The sequence below is a fragment of the Bacillus sp. FSL W8-0848 genome (assembly GCF_038007805.1).
Lineage (GTDB): Bacteria > Bacillota > Bacilli > Bacillales > Bacillaceae > Bacillus > Bacillus glycinifermentans.
In genome coordinates, this window is the sequence record NZ_JBBOYB010000001.1 from 499,016 (window position 1) to 513,360 (window position 14,345).

Annotated in this window: 14 protein-coding genes; 8 read left to right on the forward strand and 6 right to left on the reverse strand. The window is 49.3% G+C overall.

Annotation, left to right across the window (positions count from 1 at the left end):
* Window positions 1-54: 54 nt before the first annotated feature.
* The 4 genes from NSQ39_RS02555 to NSQ39_RS02570 are packed head-to-tail and all read left to right on the forward strand — an operon-like array spanning window position 55 to window position 3,658.
* Entirely contained in the window at window positions 55-1,008 is a 954-nt protein-coding gene (locus NSQ39_RS02555; protein ID WP_046131077.1) for an ABC transporter permease, read from the forward strand.
* Complete coding sequence (locus NSQ39_RS02560) at window positions 998-1,942, forward strand: iron chelate uptake ABC transporter family permease subunit (protein ID WP_046131076.1); 945 nt, start codon at window positions 998-1,000, stop codon at window positions 1,940-1,942. Before NSQ39_RS02555 ends, NSQ39_RS02560 begins: the two co-directional genes overlap by 11 nt.
* Window positions 1,942-2,700, forward strand: coding sequence for an iron ABC transporter ATP-binding protein (locus NSQ39_RS02565; protein ID WP_046131075.1), 759 nt, complete (start codon window positions 1,942-1,944; stop codon window positions 2,698-2,700). The genes NSQ39_RS02560 and NSQ39_RS02565 overlap by 1 nt, the downstream gene beginning before the upstream one ends.
* A gap of 19 nt (window positions 2,701-2,719) precedes the next feature.
* Window positions 2,720-3,658 (forward strand): siderophore ABC transporter substrate-binding protein, encoded by a 939-nt coding sequence (locus tag NSQ39_RS02570; protein WP_216899452.1) that lies wholly within the window; start codon window positions 2,720-2,722, stop codon window positions 3,656-3,658.
* A 73-nt stretch (window positions 3,659-3,731) separates the two neighbouring features.
* On the opposite strand, the gene NSQ39_RS02575 is transcribed toward NSQ39_RS02570, so the two are convergent.
* The 5 genes from NSQ39_RS02575 to NSQ39_RS02595 all read right to left on the reverse strand — a co-directional run bounded on the left by NSQ39_RS02575 (window position 3,732) and on the right by NSQ39_RS02595 (window position 8,131).
* Entirely contained in the window at window positions 3,732-5,147 is a 1,416-nt protein-coding gene (locus tag NSQ39_RS02575; RefSeq protein ID WP_175076920.1) for an MDR family MFS transporter, read from the reverse strand.
* Between the two features lie 11 nt (window positions 5,148-5,158).
* A complete protein-coding gene (locus tag NSQ39_RS02580; protein ID WP_216899453.1) occupies window positions 5,159-6,040 on the reverse strand; it encodes a TetR/AcrR family transcriptional regulator in 882 nt (293 codons plus the stop codon).
* A gap of 110 nt (window positions 6,041-6,150) precedes the next feature.
* Entirely contained in the window at window positions 6,151-6,978 is an 828-nt protein-coding gene (locus NSQ39_RS02585) for an isocitrate lyase/PEP mutase family protein (protein WP_175076922.1), read from the reverse strand.
* 108 nt (window positions 6,979-7,086) lie between these two features.
* Complete coding sequence (locus NSQ39_RS02590) at window positions 7,087-7,824, reverse strand: NADPH-dependent oxidoreductase (RefSeq protein ID WP_046131073.1); 738 nt, start codon at window positions 7,822-7,824, stop codon at window positions 7,087-7,089.
* 22 nt (window positions 7,825-7,846) lie between these two features.
* Window positions 7,847-8,131 carry a putative quinol monooxygenase gene (locus tag NSQ39_RS02595; RefSeq protein ID WP_046131072.1) on the reverse strand — a complete coding sequence of 95 codons (285 nt, stop codon included), beginning with the start codon at window positions 8,129-8,131 and terminating at the stop codon, window positions 7,847-7,849.
* A gap of 175 nt (window positions 8,132-8,306) precedes the next feature.
* Here NSQ39_RS02595 and NSQ39_RS02600 point away from each other — a divergent pair, with 175 nt between their 5' ends.
* Complete coding sequence (locus NSQ39_RS02600; RefSeq protein WP_046131071.1) at window positions 8,307-8,603, forward strand: ArsR/SmtB family transcription factor; 297 nt, start codon at window positions 8,307-8,309, stop codon at window positions 8,601-8,603.
* A 45-nt stretch (window positions 8,604-8,648) separates the two neighbouring features.
* On the opposite strand, the gene gabR is transcribed toward NSQ39_RS02600, so the two are convergent.
* Entirely contained in the window at window positions 8,649-10,064 is a 1,416-nt protein-coding gene (gene gabR, locus NSQ39_RS02605; protein WP_046131070.1) for a MocR-like transcriptional regulator GabR, read from the reverse strand.
* A 101-nt stretch (window positions 10,065-10,165) separates the two neighbouring features.
* Here gabR and gabT point away from each other — a divergent pair, with 101 nt between their 5' ends.
* From gabT to gabD, 3 genes are read left to right on the forward strand one after another with little or no spacing between them, the layout of a single operon-like run.
* Complete coding sequence (gene gabT, locus NSQ39_RS02610; protein ID WP_175076923.1) at window positions 10,166-11,485, forward strand: 4-aminobutyrate--2-oxoglutarate transaminase; 1,320 nt, start codon at window positions 10,166-10,168, stop codon at window positions 11,483-11,485.
* 14 nt (window positions 11,486-11,499) lie between these two features.
* Window positions 11,500-12,891 carry an APC family permease gene (locus NSQ39_RS02615; RefSeq protein ID WP_175076924.1) on the forward strand — a complete coding sequence of 464 codons (1,392 nt, stop codon included), beginning with the start codon at window positions 11,500-11,502 and terminating at the stop codon, window positions 12,889-12,891.
* Window positions 12,866-14,260, forward strand: coding sequence for a succinate-semialdehyde dehydrogenase (gene gabD / locus NSQ39_RS02620; RefSeq protein WP_046131067.1), 1,395 nt, complete (start codon window positions 12,866-12,868; stop codon window positions 14,258-14,260). Before NSQ39_RS02615 ends, gabD begins: the two co-directional genes overlap by 26 nt.
* The last annotated feature ends 85 nt before the right edge of the window (window positions 14,261-14,345 follow it).

Consider the following 14,345-nt stretch of genomic DNA (forward strand, 5'->3'; position numbering starts at 1 on the left):
TCATTAGCGTTTTGGGGCAGGGTATGTTTTTTGTCGTGGGGGAGGCGATTCAGCATGAAATTGCGGTATTTACTGCTTCTGCTCATCATTCTTTGTTTCAGTTCAATTTTTATCGGCGTCAAACAACTGTCACCCCTTGATCTATTCAGATTGAACGAGGATGACATTCAGACGCTGTACATAAGCCGGCTTCCGCGAATGATCAGCATCGTGCTTGCGGGAATGAGCCTGAGCATTTGCGGGCTGATTATGCAGCAGCTGACCCGCAATAAATTCGTCTCGCCGACGACGGCTGGGACGATGGATTGGGCAAGGCTCGGCGTCATCATTTCGATAATGCTGTTTTCTTCAGCGGGCATAGTTGTAAAGATTGTGTTTGCCTGTGCTTTTTCGCTGTTCGGCAGCTTTTTGTTTCTTAAGATTTTGGACAGCATCAGATTTAAGGACGCGGTGTTTATTCCGCTCGTCGGTTTGATGCTTGGGGGCGTTGTCAGTGCCATTTCCACGTTCATAGCGTATCAGTACGACCTGATTCAAAACGTCAATGCGTGGTTTGAGGGGAATTTCTCGCTTGTCATGAAAGGAAGGTATGAGCTGTTATACTTGAGCATTCCGCTCGTCATCATCGCCTACCTGTTTGCCAATAAATTTACGGTGGCCGGGATGGGCGAGAGCTTCTCAGTCAATCTGGGGCTGAATTATCAGCGGGTGATCAACATCGGCCTGATCATTGTTTCGGTCATCTCGTCAGTCGTCATTTTGACGGTCGGGACGCTTCCTTTCCTCGGGCTGATCATTCCGAATATCGTTTCGATTTATCGCGGAGACCATTTGAAAAACAGCCTGCCTCACACGGCGGTTCTCGGCGCCGTCTTTGTCCTGTTTTGTGACATATTGGGCCGGCTGATCATTTATCCTTATGAAATCTCGGTCGGCCTGATGGTCGGCATCATCGGAAGCGGCGTTTTTCTTTACTTGCTTTTAAGGAGAAAAGCCTATGGATTCTAAACGGAAAATGTTCGTACTCATCATGGCTGCAGCCGTCTGCACCGGCCTGTTTTTGTTTTACGCATTGCCGTCGGTATGGGAATATGCGCTGCCGCGAAGAATGACCAAAGTATTGGCGATCATCTTAGTCGGTACGGCGATCGGCTATTCATCGATGATCTTCCAAACGATCACAAACAACAGAATTTTAACGCCGGGCATTCTCGGGCTTGATTCGCTTTATGTTTTGCTGCAAACGGCGGTGATTTACTTTTTCGGCGCCGCGCAGCTGGCCGAACTCGGGAAAAACGCGAACTTCCTGCTGTCGACGGGGCTGATGGTCTGCTTTTCCTTCGCGCTGTTTGCGCTGATGTTCCGCCGCGGGGGACGGCATATCTTTTTGCTGCTCCTTGTGGGGATCGTGTTTGGCACGCTGTTCAGAAGCCTGTCATCCTTTATGCAGATGCTGATCGATCCGAATGAGTTTCAGGTTGTGCAGAACAAGATGTTTGCCAGCTTTAACAATGTAAATACAGACATTTTACTGCTCGCATCGGCCGTCATCATCGCGGTTCTGGCCTATGCATGGCGGTTTCGCCGCATTTTTGACGTGCTGTCGCTCGGAAGGGACCATGCCGTCAACCTTGGAATCGACTATGACCGGACGGTGAAAAAAATGCTGATCATCGTCGCAGTGCTCGTTTCTGTATCAACCGCGCTTGTCGGACCGATTACCTTTTTGGGGCTGCTCGCTGTCAATGTTGCGCGCGAATTTTTCAAGACGTACAAACACAGCGTTTTGATTCCGGGAGCGGTGCTTTTCAGCATCACCGCCCTTGTCGGCGGCCAGTTCATCGTTGAAAAGGTGTTCGGTTTAACGGCGACTTTAGTGGTGATCATTGATTTTATCGGCGGGATTTATTTTATTTACCTGCTGCTGAAGGAGCGTAAATGATGATAGAAGTCTCACATGTCACGAAGCAATACGGAGATCAAACCGTTGTGGAAGACGCAGCGGTATCGATTCAAAAAGGAAAGATCACATCCTTTATCGGGCCGAACGGAGCCGGGAAAAGCACGCTGCTTTCCATGGTCAGCAGGCTGATCGCGCCGGACTCCGGAGAGGTTCGGATCGAAGGCAAGGAAATCAGCGCATATAAAAGCGATGATTTGGCCAAAAAAATCAGCATTCTGAAGCAGTCCAACAAGATCGACATTAGGCTCACCGTGAGGGAGCTCGTCAGCTTCGGGAGATTCCCGTATTCGCAAGGGAGGCTGACGAAGGAAGATTGGACGTACGTCGATCAGGCGATCGATTATATGAAGCTGAAAGACATTGAGCATAAACATTTGGATCAATTGAGCGGAGGCCAGTGCCAGCGGGCATTCATCGCGATGGTCATCGCGCAGGACACCGATTACATCCTGCTTGATGAACCGTTGAACAACCTGGATATGAAGCATTCCGTAGAAATAATGAAGCTGCTGAAAAAGCTTGTCGTTCAGCACGGCAAAACGATTGTCATTGTCATTCACGATATTAACTTTGCCTCCGTCTATTCCGACCGGATTGTCGCCCTGAAAAACGGGCGAATCGTCAAGGAAGGGCCGACGGAGGACATCATACAAACACCGGTGCTGAAAGAAATTTACGATATGGACATACCTATTCAGCAAATCGGAGACCAAAAAATCTGTGTCTATTTTTCATAAAAAGGATGAGGTGATTGCATTGAAAAAGCTATCGTTGTTCTTTATGGCTGTGATTGCGGTTTTAGTTATTGCCGCATGCGGAAGCAAGGATGCGCAAACGGACGGGAAAAAGGGAGAATCCGTTCAGATCAAACATAAAAGCGATACAACAGATGTTCCAAAAAATCCGAAAAAGATCGTCGTCTTCAATTTCGGAATGCTCGATACGCTTGATAAATTGGGACTCGGCGACCGTGTTGCCGGCCTGCCGAAGCAAAGTCTTCCTTCATACTTGAAACAATACAATGATAAAAAATACGAAAGCGTCGGCGGACTGAAAGAGCCTGATTTTGAAAAAATCGCCGAGCTTGATCCCGATTTGATCATCATCGAAGGCAGACAGGCAGACCAATATGATGAATTCAAAAAGATCGCGCCGACGATCGACATCGAGCTCGATCAGAAAAACTACATGAACAGCTTTAAAGAAAACACAGAGATCATCGGAAAAATCTTCGGCAAAGAAGACGCTGTCAAACAAGAGCTCGCCAAAATCGATAGCCAGGTAGAAAAAGTCAGCAAACTGGCGAAAGAAAAAGGCGGAAAAGGACTTGTCGTGCTGACGAGCGATAAACAAATCAGCGCCTACGGAAGCGGGTCAAGATTCGGGCTGGTTCACGACGTACTCGGCGTTCAGCCTGCCGATAAACAGATTAAAGCTTCGCTTCACGGCCAAATCGTCTCTTCTGAATATATTTCAGAAAAGAATCCGGACTATCTGTTTGTCATCGACCGGAGCGCTGCCATCGGCGAAAAAGGAACAGCTAAAGAAGTCATCGAAAACGAGATCGTAAAATCGATAAACGCCTATAAAAACGGACACATCACATACCTTGACCCGGGCTACTGGTATTTATCCGGCGGCGGTCTTGAGTCCGTGTCTGAGATGGTGAAAGAAATCGAAAAAGGTTTGAAATAAAAACAAGGCTGCCGGCACCGGCAGCCTTTTTATTTAAGAAAACACCAGTTCACATGTGAACTGGTGTCAAACATCAACGCGCCGGCTGTCCTTCTTTCTGCACTTTGCGCTTCAGCGTGAAGGAGAGGATGAATCCGGCAAGCGCCAACACGGCGGCGACGATAAAGGCGGAGTTCATTCCGTGAATGACTGCGTTTATCGGATTGGTCGTGCTTGCATTTTTCGTCGAATTGCTCATGACGGAGATCAAAACGGCTGTGCCGATTGATCCTCCGATTTGGCGCATCGTGTTGTTCATCGCGGTTCCATGTGCGATGAGATGCGGCGGGAGTGCATTGATACCGGCCGTCGTCAGCGGCATCATGATCATCGACGTTCCGGCCATGCGGATCGTGTAAAGGATGACGATGAAGGTGATCGATGTATCGTCTTTCAGATCCGCAAACGGAATCGATGTTAAGAGCAAGATGGCAAAACCGATAATCGCCAGCCCTTTGCCGCCGATCTTGTCAAAAATTTTGCCGATGATCGGAGACATAATGCCCATTGCGACCGCACCCGGCAGGAGCATCAAGCCTGAATCAAAAGCTGAAATCGATCTGACGTTTTGCGTATACAGCGGCAAAATCGTTTCCGTTCCGATCATTAAAGCAAACACGATCATTCCAAGCAATGTCGTAAGGCTGAACGTCCATGATTGAAAAACGCGGAATTCGAGAATCGGTCTTTTGATTTTCATTTGTCTCATAATAAAGAAGATCAAGGATACGGCGCCGACTGAAAGAGAAATCAGGACGGTCTGGTCTCCCCAGCCGTCAGACCCGGCGCTGCTGAATCCGTACAACAAACCGCCGAAGCCTAAAGTTGACAGGATAATCGAAAGGATATCGAGAGATGTTTCTCTCAGCTTTGTTACGTTTTTCATCAATATGATGACGAGTATAAGATCAATGACGGCAATCGGCAAAATAATGTAAAATAAGTATCTCCAAGTAAAGCTGTCAACGATCCAGCCTGACAATGTCGGTCCGATGGCAGGCGCAAAGGCGATAACCAATCCGACCATCCCCATCGCAGCCCCGCGTTTGTCGACAGGGAAAATCGTTAAAAAGATCGTTTGCATCAGCGGCATCATAATCCCCGCGCCTGCGGCCTGAATGATGCGCGCAGCCAAGAGGACCGGGAAATTTGGTGCAAACGCGCCGACGACCGTTCCGGCCGTAAAGATTGCCATTGCTGTGATGACCAGGGCGCGGCTTGAGAATTTTTCAATTAAAAATGCGGTAATCGGAATCAGGATGCCGTTTGTCAGCATAAATGCCGTCGTCAGCCATTGTCCCTGTGTCGCATCTATGTTCAAATCTGCCATGATATGAGGCAGTGCGGTGACCAAAAGCGTCTGATTCAAAATCGCAATAAACGCTCCGGCCATAAGTAAACCTACGATGATTTTTCTGTTATACGTCTGGTGTTCCGTTCCTGTGCTCATGTGCATCCCTCTTATTCTGTTATACATATCGTTTTGATTTGTGAAATGGGGTGTTGCAGCCTTTCAATTTGTCCCAGGTAACCAAGGAGAGCCTGAATTAAAAATGCGCGCTGCTCTTTGGCGAATAATTCCTCTTTCAGCAATTCGGAGGCGGACTGCAGTTCATCGACATCATATTCCTCTTTTGAAAGCGAATCGATCGCTTCTTTCAGCTTCTGCAAGTGGCCGGATAAGAGTTCTTCCTTATTAGGCATCCTGCATGACGCCGAATTTCTAAAGGAAGCGATAATGTCTTCATTCAATGATGTGCTCGGATCTCCGGCCTTTTTTTTCTCTACGACCAGATCCATCACCATCATAATAAAGCTTGGGATCGTCTCAATATCCGGCTGCGTCTTCTTGATGATAGACAGAAAAAGAAATTCTCTCATCAGACCGTGGAAAATGATGACGAGATCCCATATAAACGGCTTCACATCTTCTCCGTACGCTTGAAGGATCGAATCTCTGTGCCAGCAGATGATCATTGACCTCGTCTGTTTGAGATGTTCTTTAAAGACCGCTGTATGCGGAGATGTATCATTGGAAATGAAATTGATAAATTGGCGGTTTTCTCTGAACTCTGTAATCTCCAGAGCGATTTTCTTGGCAAATTTCTCTTTTGGTGTCAGCGCGGATTCTGCGTTCAGCATCGCACCTCTTTTCAGCATTTCCTGCTGGTTGTATTTGATTAGTGCCAGCAAAAGGTCTTCCTTTGATTGAAACAATTTATAAATCGAAGCTTTTGACACCTTGCATTCCTCGGCGATCGCCTGCATAGAAACATTCGAATAGCCTTTTTGGGCAAACAGTTTTTTGGCAGCCGTTAAAATGTCTGCTTTTTTATCCTTCATCCTGACTCCTTCTTTCACAAACGATAAAACTCATGAGTCACGAAAAAACCCATGAGTTTTCATAAACGAAATATTAGCAGAAGCACTCCCGACTCGTCAACGATTTTGTTTCACTTTTTTGGCGGACGGATCCATTCTGCAGCATCATCATAGGAAAGAACGCCTTCTGTCATGTGCCGGAAGCTTCCGCGGCTGATGATCTCTTCGCCGATCGTTTTCAGAAGAGTCATGCTTGCCCTGAAAGGTCCTGATCCCAAGCTGATTCTTTCGATTCCCATGTCGGAAAGGAGCTTGACCGAAGGGGCGCCCGCGCCGGCCAGTACATTGAGCGAACCGGAAATGCCATTCCTTAGTTGATGAATGGTTTTAGTGTCAACAGCTCCGGGGACGAATATGCAGTCTGCGCCGGCTTCCCTGTAGATGTTTGCCCGCCGGACGGCCGACTGTAGGCGGAAATCAGAATCACAATGCCTGAGCCAGTACAAATCGGTGCGTGCATTAATAAAAAGGGGGAGGTCAAGCTTTTTTACCGCAGCGATTTTTTCCGCCTGCGATGAAGCGTCGCTTAATGGCTGTTCAGGATTCCCTGTTCCGTCTTCAATATTGATTCCGACGACACCAGTTTTAGCGATTTTTTGGACGTTTTCGCTGATTTCTTCGGGGGACGTGTCATAGCCTGCTTCAATATCAGCGCTGACGGGGACATCGACCGAACCTGCAATGTTTGTGAGGACATCAAGCAATGTTTCAAAAGGGAGGTGTTCCACGTCTTTGTAGCCTAACGACATGGCGATCCCTGCGCTGGTCGTTCCGACGGCTTTAAAGCCTGTTCTTTCAAAAACGGCAGCGCTCGCCGCATCCCACGCATTCGGCAGAACAAAAGGGGCTGATTGATGATGGAGACGTTGAAAAGTCTCGAACTTTTTTAGCTGCTTCATTTCTTTCACTCCTTTTTAAACACATTGTAGATCGTGTATCCTTCGATGCACATCGAAATGTGGAGTGAAAAAAAGGCTATCGATTGACGATAGCCTTAAGGAAGATCCCTATTCAAGCTTAAATCCCTGCTTTTCAAGCATTTCCCGTATGTGCGGATAGTAGACGCGGCTGTAATATGAAGAAATGCCTTCTGACCAGTTTCTTGAATCCGCTCCATTGGTCCGTTTTTTCATGTATTCGGATATGACTTCATCGTACTCGTCGATCAAAGGCTTTAGATCATGGTTGTATGTCTCGCTGTGCCTTACCGCTTGTTCAGGCAGGCGCGGTTTTTTCGCGGAGCGGTCCGCCGGATGGCCGACGACAAGCCCTGCAACAGGAAAGACGAATTCAGGAATGTCGAGAAGCTCAATCAGCTCTTCGGCGCGGCCGCGGACTGCCCCGATCGGTACGGTGCCGAGCCCCATCGATTCAGCGGCAGCAGTAGCCGTTCCGAGGGCGATGCCGGCATCGACTGCCCCGACGAGAACAGATTCGGTTCCGTCCGTAATCGCAAGAGGCTGTCCGTTTTTTTCGAGGGCGATTTTGGCTCTGTTGAAATCCGCGCAGAACAAAAGGAAAACGGGAGCCTCTTCGATCCATTTCTGTCCTCCGGCAAGCTCGGCGATTTTTTGTTTCCGTTTTTGATCCTGAACCGTAATGACGGTGACCTGCTGTCCGTTGATCGAAGTCGGTGCGGCTTGGACAGCCTGGATGATGGCGTCAAGCTGTTCAGGGCTTACAGGCTCATCGGTATAGCTGCGGATTGACCTGTGATCTGTTAATGTTTTCATCACTTCATTCATTTGACTCTCCGTCCTTTCCATATTAATGGGTTTCAGTGCGCAACACGTTCAGCGGTTCTGCCAGCAGATCGCCCGCAGCTTTGACAAATGTTTGGAAATGCTCGGTTTGATTATGGGCGTCGAGCGCTTCTTGATCCTTCCATTGCTCAAGCATGACAAATGTATTGGCATTCTCGGTGTCTTCGAAAAGCTGGTATTGTGCGTTTCCGGCTTCAGCCCTTGAATGCTTCAACAGCGGCTGTACGCTCTCCAAAAAGGATTCGCGCTGTTCGGGTTTTACTTTCATATAAGCCTGCAATACGATCATGTAAAAAACCTCCAGATAAAATATAGGATACCTTCTGTTTTCCTTTGTATACGGTTTGCCATTGTTCGAAAACCATCGAACGATTGCATCGTAACATGCCCGGTAATGAAGCTGCAACCATTTTGCACCAACTGGTACAATTGTCTTGAAGTAAGGATTATGATACATTTAACCCATGAATATAAAAGACATGAAATTAACTTCGGTTCTGCACGCATTGAGTGATCCGATCAGACTGGAAATTGTCAAAGCTTTGGCTGATACAGCCGAAAAAACGTGCGGCGCCTGCACGAACATCAATGTCGCGAAATCAACCTTGTCCCATCACTTTAAGGTGCTCAGGGAAGCCGGCATTCTCAAGGTGCGAATCGAAGGGAAACATCATTACTATTCGCTTTGCAAAGAGGAGCTGGAACAGCAGTTTCCGGGATTGATCCGCGCGATCCTTCAGGTTGAAAAAGAACAGTGGTAAACAAAAATGATACCGGCAGGTCCAAACCTGCCGGTGCTTTTATGTTCAGCCGCATACCGCTTCATAAAGTTTTGAGACGCCTTCGTCTATTTCATCAATGCCGATTTTTGCAAATCCGAGCACCAGCGATACCTGGCCGTCTGCGTTGTTTTTCTTCTTTAATATAAACCGGTTCATCCCATACACTTCGACAAGGTTTTCCCTTGCCCTCGCCAAAACCTCTTCCTCGCTCCGTTTTGTGTCAAAATCAGCGACAAAGTGCAGCCCTGCGCTCGCACCTTTGATCTTGACCCGGCCGGCGAAGGTTTTTTCAAGGCTTCCGATCAATCTTGTCCGTTTTTCCTCATAGATCTGGTTCATTTTTTTGATGTGCCGTTGATACTCTCCCGATTCAATCAGCTCCTGAAGCGCAAACTGCGTCAGGGCGCTGCTTGATTGAATCGAGGAATGGTGCCTTTTTCTGTACCGTTTCAGAAGCTTTTGCGGCAGCACCATGTAGCTGATTCTCAAGCCCGGGAGAAGCGATTTTGAAAATGTGCCGATGTAGATGACCTTCTCAGACCGGTCAAGGCTTTGCAGAGCGGGAATCGTGTCGCTTCCGTATTTAAATTCGCTGTCATAATCATCTTCGACAATATAGCGGTTTTCTCCGTCAGATACCCAGTTCAAAAGCTGAATTCTTCGCGACACCGGCATGATGATTCCGGTCGGAAACTGGTGTGAAGGGGTGACGAACAGCACGTCCGGATTCAGGCGGTGAATATCGTCAATGCGCATTCCTTTATGGTCAAGCCCAATCGTCACCACGCGTTTCCGCTCATTTTTCAACTGTTGATAAATGCGGCTGTATCCCGGCTCTTCCATTGCATACACCGCCGATTCAGGGAGGAGATCCTGGATGGTGTGAATGAGCGGCTGGGTCCCGGCGCTGACCACGATTTGTTCGGGATGGCATTTGACGCCTCTCGCTAGCGCAATGAAGCGAGCGAACGTTTGCCGAACTTTGTAGGCGCCCTGCGGGTGCGTCATTTCCCCTAGTTCGGCGGTATGGGAAGCGGCGGCTTTTTGCTCGCAGCGAAACCATGTTTTAAAAGGAAAATGCGCCGTATCCACGCTCATATGAGAAAACGAAATCCAGCCGTCTTTATTGCCGTCCTCTTCGCGCAATTCCTCATCGAGCCGGAGCGGACCGGTGTGCCGTGCGGCATGAAACGTCTCGATTTGTTCCACGAAAAAGCCTTTCCTTTCCTCAGAATAAAGATACCCTTCGGCGAGAAGCTGCTGGTAAGCTGCATTGACGGAATTGATGCTGACATTGAGTGCTCCTGCGAGCTCCCGCTTTGACGGGAGCTTTTTTCCCGGCATAAGGTTTCGACTGAAAATTTCCTCTTTGATCTTTTGATAAATTTGATGATAAATAAAATCCGCATCCTGTGAACGGTCAATCGCAATCGTAATCATCGCGCCTCCTACTGGTACCATCAAAAATGTTAAGTTGGTACTTTTCATCATACCAAAAAATATTCAGAATTATAAGAAATAAATCAAAGGGAGAGATGATGATGAGTCTTAACACAGCAGTCTTAACAACGGGTGAATGGCAGGCAAAGCGGGACCGGTATGTGGCCAGAGGCGTCAGCAACGGAAACCGCAGCATTGCGGCAAGAGGGGAAGGCGCACTTGTATATGACATTGACGGAAGGCGTTTTATCGATTTCGCCGGAGCGATCGGCACATTAAACGTCGGGCATTCCCACCCAAAAGTCGTCGAAGCGGTCAAACAGCAGGCCGATCAGCTGATCCACCCGGGCTTTAACGTCATGATGTATCAGCCCTATCTCGAACTGGCGGAAAAACTGTGCCGGCTGACACCCGGTGATCATGAGAAAAAAGCGATTTTCTTAAATTCGGGTGCGGAAGCCGTGGAAAATGCGGTGAAGATCGCAAGAAAGTATACGAAACGCCAAGCCGTCGTTTCCTTTACGCGCGGATTCCACGGGCGCACGAATATGACGATGAGCATGACGAGCAAAGTCAAACCGTACAAGTTCGGTTTCGGGCCGTTCGCTCCCGAGGTGTATCAGGCTCCGTTTCCTTACTATTACCGGAAGCCTCTCGGGATGAGCGATGAGAGCTATGACGAAATGGTGATTCAGGCGTTTGACGATTTCTTTGTTTCTGCGGTCGCGCCTGAGACGGTTGCCTGTGTCGTCATGGAGCCTGTGCAGGGGGAAGGCGGCTTTATCATCCCTTCCAAACGGTTTGTCCAGCATGTCGCAGCCTTCTGCAAGGAACACGGCATCGTCCTTGTGGCTGATGAGATTCAAACCGGGTTTGCGAGGACGGGCAAGTACTTTGCGATCGAGCACTTCGATGTCGTGCCTGACCTTGTGACGGTTTCAAAGTCGCTTGCCGCAGGCGTTCCGCTCAGCGGGGTGATCGGAAGTTCGGAAATGCTTGATGCCGCGGCGCCCGGCGAGCTTGGCGGGACATATGCCGGCAGTCCGCTCGGCTGCGTTGCCGCTCTTGCAGTGCTCGACATCATCGAAGAGGAAGGGCTGAACAAGCGTTCAGAAGAAATCGGAAAAGCGATCGAAGACAAAGCGCTCGCATGGAAGCAGACATATCCGCAGATCGGCGAAATCCGCAGGCTCGGCGCGATGGCGGCGATCGAAATCGTCAAGGATCAGGACACGCGCGAGCCTGATAAAGCTGCGGCTGCTGCCATCGCCAAGTATGCGAATGAACACGGGCTGCTGTTACTTACGGCAGGAATCAACGGCAATATCATCCGTTTTCTGACGCCGCTCGTCATAACGGATGAATTGCTTCACGAAGGGCTCGCCATCATCGAAGAAGCGCTGCAAACAGTGCTGGACTAGGGAGGGGGGTGTTCATGGAAAAACAGCAAATGAAAAAATCAATGTCACAGATGGATGTCCTGTTCCTTGCGATCGGCGCTATGCTCGGCTGGGGCTGGGTCGTTCTGTCCGGAGACTGGATCTCGACGGCCGGCTTTTTAGGCAGCATGTTCGCGTTTATCATCGGCGGAATTCTTGTCATATTGATCGGTTTGACGTATGCGGAGCTTTCTTCTGCGATCCCGGAAACGGGCGGGGGGATGATTTTCGTCCTCAGGGCGTTTGGCAGGAAAACCGCATTTATCGCGGCCTGGGGCGTGCTGTTCGGATACGTGTCCGTGATTACCTTCGAGGCGGTCGCTTTGCCGACTGTGATCGACTATGTGATGCCTGTCGAACATCTTGGGTTTTTGTGGACGCTTGGCGGCTGGGATGTCTATTTCACATGGGTTTTGATCGGTTCCGGAGGCGCGGTCGTTCTGACTGCCCTCAACTATTTCGGCGTTAAGCCGGCAGCTATCTTCCAGTCGGTGTTTACGATTGCGATCATCGCTACGGGTTTTTTGCTGCTGGGCGGCGCTCTGGTCAACGGCGATTATAGAAACGTCGAACCGCTCTTTAAAGACGGGTTTTCCGGGATGATGTCGGTGCTCGTCATGATCCCGTTTTTGTTTGTCGGGTTTGACGTGATTCCCCAGGTTGCCGCAGAAATCAAGGCTCCTAAAAAAATCATCGGCAAAATGCTGATCATCTCGATTATCAGTGCGGTCATTTTCTACCTTTTGATCGTGTTCGGCGTGACATTGGGATTATCGGAAAGCGAGCTTGTGTCGTCCTCTTTGGCGACCGCTGATGCGATGGTGAACCTGCTTGGCAGCCAATTGTTCGGAACGGTGCTCGTCCTCGGCGGAGTGGCGGGGATCATCACGAGCTGGAACGCTTTTATCATTGGCGCGAGCCGCATCCTCTATGCGATGTCTGAAAAAGGGATGGTTCCGAAATGGTTCGGCTATATCCACCCGACATATAAAACGCCGACACACGCGATTTTGTTTCTTGGAGCGCTTGCTTTTTTCGCACCGCTTTTAGGGCGGCCGGCCCTCGTGTGGATCGTCAATGCAGGGGGAACAGGCATTATCGTCGGGTACTTGATCGTATCGGCGGCGTTCATGAAGCTGAGAAAAACGGAGCCTGACTTAAACAGACCGTACAAGATCAATAAGTGGAAAACGATTGGTATATCTGCTATCCTCTTAAGTGTTATCTTTCTTGCCTTTTATCTGCCGGGCATGCCGGCTGCGCTCGCGTGGCCGTATGAATGGCTGATATTGGCTGGATGGACGTTGATCGGCATTGTTTTATACAATAGCAATTCAAAACAAAACGGGGAGGAGATTCAACATGACCAGCATGCTAGAAGTTTTTAACCCGGCGACTGGAGAGAAAATCGAGACCGTTCCCCAACAGTCCCGACAAGAAGTAGAAGCAGCAGTCGAGCGTTCTCATAAGGCGTTTCAGAAATGGTCCAAAACATCTGCCGCAGAAAGAGCTTCATTATTGAAGAAGTGGTTTGACCTCATCATGGAGCATAAAGAAGAACTGGCCGAAATGATCACGCTTGAAAACGGAAAACCATACAAGGAAGCGGCAGGCGAAGTGATATATGCGGCAGGGTATATCGAGTGGTATGCCGAGGAAGCGAAGCGCATTTACGGAAGAACGGTTCCCGCATCTGTTACCAATAAGCGGATTGTCGTGACGCGGCAGGCCGTCGGCCCGGTAGCGGCGATTACGCCATGGAATTTCCCGGCGGCGATGATCACCAGGAAAGCGGCGCCTGCACTTGCGGCCGGCTGCACGTTTATCATTAAGCCTGCTCCCGATACGCCGCTGACGGCGCTCGAACTGGTGCGTCTCGGACATGAAGCCGGCATTCCGAAAGACGTTCTGCAATGCGTGATCGGCGACGGCGAGGAGATCGGCAGCATTTTTACGAGCCATCCGCTGATCCGCAAAATTACGTTCACAGGCTCAACACCCGTCGGCAAGCATTTGATCAAAAACAGCGCCGACACGGTGAAGCACGTATCGATGGAACTTGGCGGGCATGCGCCGCTGATCGTCGACGAGGATGCCAACATCGACCTCGCCGTGAAGCAGGCGATGCTGTCGAAATACAGAAATGCCGGACAAACCTGCGTCTGTGCCAACCGTCTGATCGTGCACGAATCGGTGAAAGATGAGTTTGCCGAAAAGCTCCGCGCGGAAGTCGCCAAACTCAAAGTCGGCAACGGCCTTGAAGAAGGCGTTACAGTCGGACCGATCATCAATAAAAAAGGCTTCCAAAAAATCGTCGAACAAATCAATGATGCGGTCGATAAAGGAGCGAAGGTGCTAATCGGAGCCGAATATGACAGCGATGATGAAAAAGCATGCTATTTCGTTCACCCGACTGTCCTGACGGATGTCGATCTATCGATGACGATTATGCATGAGGAGACATTCGGCCCGGTCGCACCGATCATTTCTTTCAAAACGATCGATGAGGCGATTGAGATTGCCAACGATACGCCTTACGGTTTAGCCGCGTATTTCTTCACGGAAAACTACCGCCGCGGCATATATTTGTCAGAACGCCTCGAATACGGCATCCTCGGCTGGAATGACGGAGGTCCGTCAACCGTTCAGGCGCCGTTCGGCGGCATGAAGGAAAGCGGAATCGGACGCGAAGGCGGACTGGAAGGCATCGAGCCGTATTTGGAAACGAAATATTTATCGATCGGATTGGATGAATAAGATTTAGATATTCACAGAATGATATAAAACTGGCCCTGTGTACATCTTGTATTCAGGGCTTTATTTTTTAAAAAGGAAATGGAGT

Coding starts and splice junctions, on each gene's coding strand:
- NSQ39_RS02555 (WP_046131077.1), top strand. CDS start 55: ATGAAATTGCGGTATTTACTGCTTCTGCTCATCATTCTTTGTTTCAGT.
- NSQ39_RS02560 (WP_046131076.1), top strand. CDS start 998: ATGGATTCTAAACGGAAAATGTTCGTACTCATCATGGCTGCAGCCGTC.
- NSQ39_RS02565 (WP_046131075.1), top strand. CDS start 1,942: ATGATAGAAGTCTCACATGTCACGAAGCAATACGGAGATCAAACCGTT.
- NSQ39_RS02575 (WP_175076920.1), bottom strand. CDS start 5,147: ATGAGCACAGGAACGGAACACCAGACGTATAACAGAAAAATCATCGTA.
- NSQ39_RS02580 (WP_216899453.1), bottom strand. CDS start 6,040: ATGAAGGATAAAAAAGCAGACATTTTAACGGCTGCCAAAAAACTGTTT.
- NSQ39_RS02585 (WP_175076922.1), bottom strand. CDS start 6,978: ATGAAGCAGCTAAAAAAGTTCGAGACTTTTCAACGTCTCCATCATCAA.
- NSQ39_RS02590 (WP_046131073.1), bottom strand. CDS start 7,824: ATGAATGAAGTGATGAAAACATTAACAGATCACAGGTCAATCCGCAGC.
- NSQ39_RS02595 (WP_046131072.1), bottom strand. CDS start 8,131: ATGATCGTATTGCAGGCTTATATGAAAGTAAAACCCGAACAGCGCGAA.
- NSQ39_RS02600 (WP_046131071.1), top strand. CDS start 8,307: ATGAATATAAAAGACATGAAATTAACTTCGGTTCTGCACGCATTGAGT.
- gabR (WP_046131070.1), bottom strand. CDS start 10,064: ATGATTACGATTGCGATTGACCGTTCACAGGATGCGGATTTTATTTAT.
- gabT (WP_175076923.1), top strand. CDS start 10,166: ATGAGTCTTAACACAGCAGTCTTAACAACGGGTGAATGGCAGGCAAAG.
- NSQ39_RS02615 (WP_175076924.1), top strand. CDS start 11,500: ATGGAAAAACAGCAAATGAAAAAATCAATGTCACAGATGGATGTCCTG.
- gabD (WP_046131067.1), top strand. CDS start 12,866: ATGACCAGCATGCTAGAAGTTTTTAACCCGGCGACTGGAGAGAAAATC.